Genomic DNA, 6,471 nt, shown 5'->3' with positions numbered 1-6,471 from the left:
CTTTCATAAATCCTCCAAGATTGACCTTTGAGGCGGTTTCTATAACTCTTCCGTACCAACGAGAAACACCACCTAACCCCCTTTCTATGCCCACTACCATGATTTTCTTATTCCCCTCGTTTCTTCCCAGTGCTTTGTCATCCTGGCCACCCACATAGGTTTCGTCCACTTCTACTTTCCCCATCATCGGGAAGTTCTGGCTACTTTCCATTGCCTTCATCACTTTCCGCTTAAAAAGCCAGCAAGTCTTTTGTCTGAGCGCAAGTCTACGGCTTAATTCCCCGCTACTGACGCCATTTTTGTCAGTAGAAACATAGTAAACGATATAGAATGCCTTGAGGAGAGAGAATTTGCAGTTGTGAAAAAGGGTTCCAGCCTTCGGTGATTCAAGACGGCCACATTTTGTACACTGTCTGTCAAATTCATTAATTCCCTTGCAATAATGTGAATGTCCGCATTTCTTACAAATATATCCATCATTCCACTTCACATCTGCCAAATATTCATAGCATGCTCTATCATCGGGAAATCGGTCCTTAAATTCGAATATAGACAGACTCTTATACTTCTTTTCCATAAAATCAGCGTTTAATGGCAATGTAGCCTTATTCGTGGCATTTAACAAACGCCTTATTCAATAAAATAAAAACTGTATCCTAAAAATGAAAACCCAAAAATCAAACACAAAATTCCTGTAATAAAAATAACATTACTCTGCTTTAAGGCTTGATCGTAGAATTTTCTAAGGCCTATTTCATGTGATTTAAAAAGCTGTTCAGCTCGATGTTCAAGCACTTCATTATCATTCACTTTTAAAGAAAGTTCACTTTGAAGGGACTCTATCTCAATAGCTATACTTTTTCCTAAATCAAAAATTGGGAATAAAATTGAAATAGCGAAATAAACTATACCAAAAACAAATGGATAATGATAGTCTGTTAGAAAATAAGATAAAAACAATATGACAGAAAGTACAAAACTTATTGGAGGAACAGAACTTCTCAATTTGTCATAAAAATTTTTTCGATGCCTCAGCCTCTCAATGTCTTTTCTAATTTGAGAGGAATTTTTATCCCTTTCATTTGAATTTTGCTCTTTAAAGTTCATTCATTAAATATTAATATGTAATGTATGATAATTTTCAAAATATATTATTGTATTTAATAAAGCGTATATCAAATTAACGATTTGTACGGATAAGGTGGCTTTGCCACCATTCTTTGCATTATATTCTCAAAAATCCCTTCTTTCATTTTGGGCCGATTGAACCTGTAGATATACACGTTTATTTAGGGTTTAAGATTCCTAACCGAGATTATGGGTTCCTCCTGGCAAGCTTTTTACATCTTGATTACCCTTCAAATTTTTCTTTATTTCTCTCCCTTTTTGCAAGATTTTTCGTTGACTAAATTTGGGGAAATGTGTTTAATATCTCTATCTCCATTCCAGAGTTCGGTTTTTCAATTAAGATTTTAAATCAGCTAGATACCTAAATATTTTCTCACATTTTCATTTAGATCAAAATAAGCTACCTAACCTTTATTATCCAATGCACATATGCATTACTAGGCCTTGTCTCCACATCGCCACCTCCACTTATGGTCACGGTATGCGTATGGTCATTAGCCCTTAATGGCATATTTTTAGTTTCGTGAACCCAGTCACCGAACGTCACATTTTTATCTGAATTTGCACCATGCGCTACACCTGGTCCTCCTCCATGCGCAGGAAGATTGTGGGTATGCCTCCCTGCTGCTGCGGTTCCTCCTGGGAAATTTCTATTAGGTAACTTGGTTGACTGGCGCTGAAAGGAACCAACTGCATTAGATTGAGTTCTTCCCATTGTGGTAAGCCGATTATTTTTATTGGGGTCCATAAACTCGTCATCTCTAACTCCGGAAACTCCCCGCAGGAATAGTCCTCTTAGGTCAGGTATTTTGAATAAATCCCTACCGACACCCTGATCCGGTGTCCAGATTTCTGCTACTACATTGTAAAGTTCTCGATAGTCATTCTTTGTCATGGTCAATCCGTCACAAACTTTCCAGTTATCAGGCAAATACGCAGGCTCTCCAGCCCAAGCCATAATAAAGCCTACCGGAACTTCGTCACTCACCAAAAAAGTCATTTTTACCTTTGTTAGATGCAAATTATGGAAAACTGAGTAAGCTTAATGTTAAAATACAAGAGCTAAAGATGGTGAATAGATTTTCTTTAATGATTTTCATGATAATGGTGATTTATATATTATATATATTTATAAATACAATATTAAAACTATTTATTCAATTTTCTATACTAGCATTGGTTCTATTGAGTAAAGATAATTTGGCATTTGATTTATCGGGAATTATAATATTATTGATGTTTATTTATTATTATGATTTTATCATCAATTATGAAGTTGCTAATTTCCAATTATAAGGTTAAATTTTTATTATCTACTCCAATCCCAATCAGCTACGGCGACATTGCTTTCATTACCAGCACGATCTGAAATAGTTACTTCCCAAACTTGGCTTTTACACATTGATAATGGAGTATTGTTTCCCAGTCCACATACACTTAAGCCAAAGGATCCACTATAATCATCTCCATTATGGAAATTAATCGCTCCTCTTGGGTCATTGATTGGTATAGTTCCTCCCCCCCACCTAACCCTTCCTTGGAAGTTATCTTCACAACCGCTAGTACAATATACATTATAATAAAGTCTTTTGACCCCAAGTTGATCTGTAGATAGTAGATCTCCATCCTTATCTTCGTAAAAGAATGAAAATATAATATGTGTCCCACTATTATAACTTGGAACAAGTTCGCTACTAGGTACTATACTTACTTCGTAAAAGCTTATCTTTGGCGCAATATATTCTCTTTCCAAATTAAAGATTACCTCTTGTTCTTCAAACTTTACCCGAATCTGATGCACTTTTGCTTCTCCCATAACATAATTTGCTGAAGCAGATCCTGCTAGGTTGGTAGTTTCTGAAATCGGAGTTAACACCCCATCGCCTTGGATTCTTTCCCAAATAATTGTTTCCCCGCTTATGGGTCGACCATCCATATCTTCAAGGCGTATTATTAATGGTTTTACTGATTCACCAATCAGTACCTTTTGATTGTCCCCTGAAAATATTTTCAAAATTTTTCGAGTACGATTGATTTGGAAATTAACCTGAAGGTTAGTCCCTGGATAGGTTACTGAAACAACATGTAGATAGTCTGATCCTACGGTATAACTTGCGCTTACTTTTCCTTCCTCGTCTGTTGTGCTACTAACTATTTCTAATTGTCCATTGCCATTTTTACGTTCCCATCGTACTTCTTCATTCGGAACTGGATTATTGTCGCTGTCTAATAATCTGGCCACTAAGTCATTGTTAAGCTTTATACCAACATCGGCAGTTTGGTCATTGCCGCTTACAATTTCAAGCTTTAGTTGGTTTCTGGATATGGTAAAGTCAACATTAATATTCTCGTAAGTTGCTCTGACTACTTGAGTTGCCTGGGCTCCCATCAAATAGCTTGTTTGAGATTTACCGTTTTCGTCTGTGGTAGTTTGTGTATTTATTACTGACCCATCCCCGGATGCTCGACCCCAATTGATATTTTCTCCACTTATCGATTCATCATCTTGATCGGTTAATTTAACGATTAGGGGTTCTGGAATTTCCCGATTCGCAATTGCTTTTTGATTGTTACCGGAAACAATTACCAACTTGATCGATCCTTTGGTGATGACAAACTCTGCTGTTTGATTTCCATAAGTAGCACGTACCACCTGAGTATCGTTCTTCCCCATTACGAGATTGGCACTGGCAAGACCCGATTTATCCGTACTTGTTACCATATCAACCAATACTCCATCCCCTCTTTCAAGGCTCCACGAAATCGTAGCTCCTTCGATGGCTTCGTCTTGAAAATTTGCGACCTTTACAGTAAGGGGTTGGTTAAGTTTGCGACCATCCAACCCCTTTTGATCGTTTCCAGAGACTATGGATAACTTATTTGCCACTGCAGTAAGTGTAAAATCAACAGATTGATCTTCATAACTAGCTCTAATAACACTTTCTCCCTCACTACCGAATACATAATGAACTTCGGCAAGGCCTTCTTGGTTGGTTTCCGATGATTCGTTAGGCAAGCTTCCATCTCCTTCAACGATAGTCCAGTTGATAATTTCTCCCGCAAAGGGATTATTATTCTCAGTAAGCTGAACCACAAGTGGGTCTGTTGATTGCATGTTTGTCCCCCCGGATTGATTATCTCCATCGTGCATTTTTAGAATCCCAACCTTTTTGCGGATTTCGAAAGTTACGGTCTGATCTTGAAAGGAGGCCGAAACGACCTGCTTCTCTTCTGCTCCCATTGTGTAAGATGCTGTTGAAAAGCCCTCAGAAGAGGTAAAGTTTTGTATATCCTGCACTGAACCATCCCCTTCCGCTACTTTCCATTCGATCTTTTTTCCACCCACAGGTTGACCATTTTCCGATAGTTTTACCCTCAATGCGTTTGAAAGCTTCTCGGCCTCTTTTCCCGCCAAATCAACCTCGGTTGCTCCTTCCAATAAAAAGTCGAGCTCAGAAGCTGCCTTTCCGCATTCGTTATTTAGACAAGGTGCGGGGTTCATATATACCGGCTCTTGACCGCTACCTCCAGAGAAAGGGTTACCCGTTTTTATATATTCAAAGTGAAGGTGCGATTCATTACTTGAACTTCTCGATCCTGATTCTCCAATCAATTCGCCCCTACGTACGGTCTCACCTTTAGAAACTATGATTTCTGATAGAAAAGCATAAAGAGATGTAGTGCCATTACTGTGTCTAATCGCAACAGCTTTTCCATATCCGGGAATCTCTCCGGCCTCCAGCACAAATCCTTCATTTACCGCAATAATGGGGTGACCGATAGGTACCGCATAATCTACCCCTGTATGAATCTTTGGTATGCCGTTTTCTATAATTGGACTTTGAAAATCGCTAATAACCCGACTGCTGGCACACAGGTCTCCTCCCAATGGGCAACAAATGGGTTCTGATTCACATTCCCCAGACGCCATTCTTGAGTTGAAACTATTTTCGCTTTCTTTGGTCGCATCAACAATTGCCACCAAAAGCCGTGCTTCAAAAGTTGTTGAATTACCTCTTTTGTTTGTAAAAACCCACTGTGGAAGCATGCTTGAAAGCGTTTTACTCGTTAAATTCACTGTGCTTGGTATTGGATAGTAAAAATCCAATATTTCATTTCCAGCATCTTGGTAGATTTTAGCGAAAAGAACTATTCTTTGCTCTGCTGCAAGTTCACTGATAAAACTATCGGGAATATTCATTTCGAATTCCGTGCGATCATTTTCGGGAAGTTTTTGTTTTAGTTGAATTTGAATTCCTTGATAATACAATTCGGAAACTCCAAAAAGCTGCTGCGTAAAAGAGAGTGAGTTATCTTGGGAAAATAGCTCATTGGTTACAAAACTCGGGTTTTGGTTAGAACTTGCATTTATTAATGTTAAACTTGCTAGTTCGTCGATTTCTAAAACTTGTTCCGGTATGGTCACTACAGCTGGCGTTAGAGTACCTACATCTTCATTAATGCATGCAAACCAACCAACTAAAACTACGAGAATGGAAAGTAAACTTCTATTTTTCATTGTTATCAAGTTAATTTCTCAAAAAGGTTTGATAGAAAATAGACAATAGGAGTGGGTCTACGGCTGGAAAAGTCATCTCTTTAAAGTTAGCGGTCCGGGAATTTAAACAGTTTGGTTGGTTCAAACTTCGTTTATGTATATATGAAAGTAAAAATAGTTTTTTATAAAAGCAAGTATAAGAGACTGATAGCGAGGGAAATGAGGGTAATTAATGAAAATATTAGGTGTTTTTAAGATGTAATTCATTTATTAAAATGCCGGATCGGCTACTAAAATAGTTTGAATTAACTGGTAAATGCAGTAGAAATGCCGGTAATATGCAAAAAAATCTTTTATTTATTTTAAATCGAGTTTAATGAAAATTTAACAAAAAAATAATTCATTTTTTCGTTCTAGGACCGGGTGATTTCTTGTAAAAAGCTGGATAGTAGGTAGTTAGTGATACTAACAAGGAGGGTTCTGGGGATGTTTTTAAGTATATTATTTATTGAAAGTTCGGATCTATTGAAGTTTACGTAAGGAAATCCCCCTTGTCCCGGGAGTGTTAGCTCAATTCTGTCTGGCTTCCCTTCGGGGGGCTAGCCCCCCGAAGGGAAAGTTCACTATTTTTTTAGGTTTCTGTCTGTAGATCGAGTTCCAATCTTCCCTCAAATCTAATAGCCAATTGCTGGACTGTCAAGCCCCAATTTTGCAAAGGTGAGGTCCACTTTTTCTCAATACGCCTGGTGACCAGGTAAACAAGCTTCATTAAGGCCATATCGGAGGTGAAGGCACCTTTGGACTTGGTCACCTTCCGCACTTGTCTGTGAAAGCCTTCTACCGTG

Annotated in this window: 4 protein-coding genes and 1 pseudogene; all 5 read right to left on the bottom strand. The window is 38.1% G+C overall.

From position 1 onward, the window contains the following. Window positions 1–577, bottom strand: a 577-nt coding sequence (locus AAC037_RS17325; protein ID WP_339904328.1) for an IS1595 family transposase, incomplete at its 3' end; no start/stop codon positions are given. A 53-nt stretch (window positions 578–630) separates the two neighbouring features. After that, on the bottom strand, window positions 631–1,107 hold the full coding sequence (locus AAC037_RS17320; RefSeq protein ID WP_339904326.1) for a hypothetical protein: 477 nt from the start codon (window positions 1,105–1,107) through the stop codon (window positions 631–633). A gap of 421 nt (window positions 1,108–1,528) precedes the next feature. Next, complete coding sequence (locus AAC037_RS17315; protein WP_339904325.1) at window positions 1,529–2,128, bottom strand: phage tail protein; 600 nt, start codon at window positions 2,126–2,128, stop codon at window positions 1,529–1,531. A 309-nt stretch (window positions 2,129–2,437) separates the two neighbouring features. Next, complete coding sequence (locus AAC037_RS17310) at window positions 2,438–5,647, bottom strand: peptidoglycan DD-metalloendopeptidase family protein (RefSeq protein WP_339904323.1); 3,210 nt, start codon at window positions 5,645–5,647, stop codon at window positions 2,438–2,440. A gap of 610 nt (window positions 5,648–6,257) precedes the next feature. Next, window positions 6,258–6,471: pseudogene (locus AAC037_RS17305) on the bottom strand (IS256 family transposase); the annotation flags it as partial.

It is taken from the genome of uncultured Cyclobacterium sp. (genome assembly GCF_963976465.1).
Classification (GTDB): Bacteria; Bacteroidota; Bacteroidia; order Cytophagales; family Cyclobacteriaceae; genus Cyclobacterium.
The sequence above is the reverse complement of the archived record's forward strand: the minus strand, read 5'-3'. Positions and strand labels throughout refer to the sequence as shown.

Bases quoted from the DNA above. Each gene is read 5' to 3' on its own strand.
- AAC037_RS17320 (WP_339904326.1), bottom strand. From the start codon at position 1,107: ATGAACTTTAAAGAGCAAAATTCAAATGAAAGGGATAAAAATTCCTCT.
- AAC037_RS17310 (WP_339904323.1), bottom strand. From the start codon at position 5,647: ATGAAAAATAGAAGTTTACTTTCCATTCTCGTAGTTTTAGTTGGTTGG.
- AAC037_RS17315 (WP_339904325.1), bottom strand. From the start codon at position 2,128: ATGACTTTTTTGGTGAGTGACGAAGTTCCGGTAGGCTTTATTATGGCT.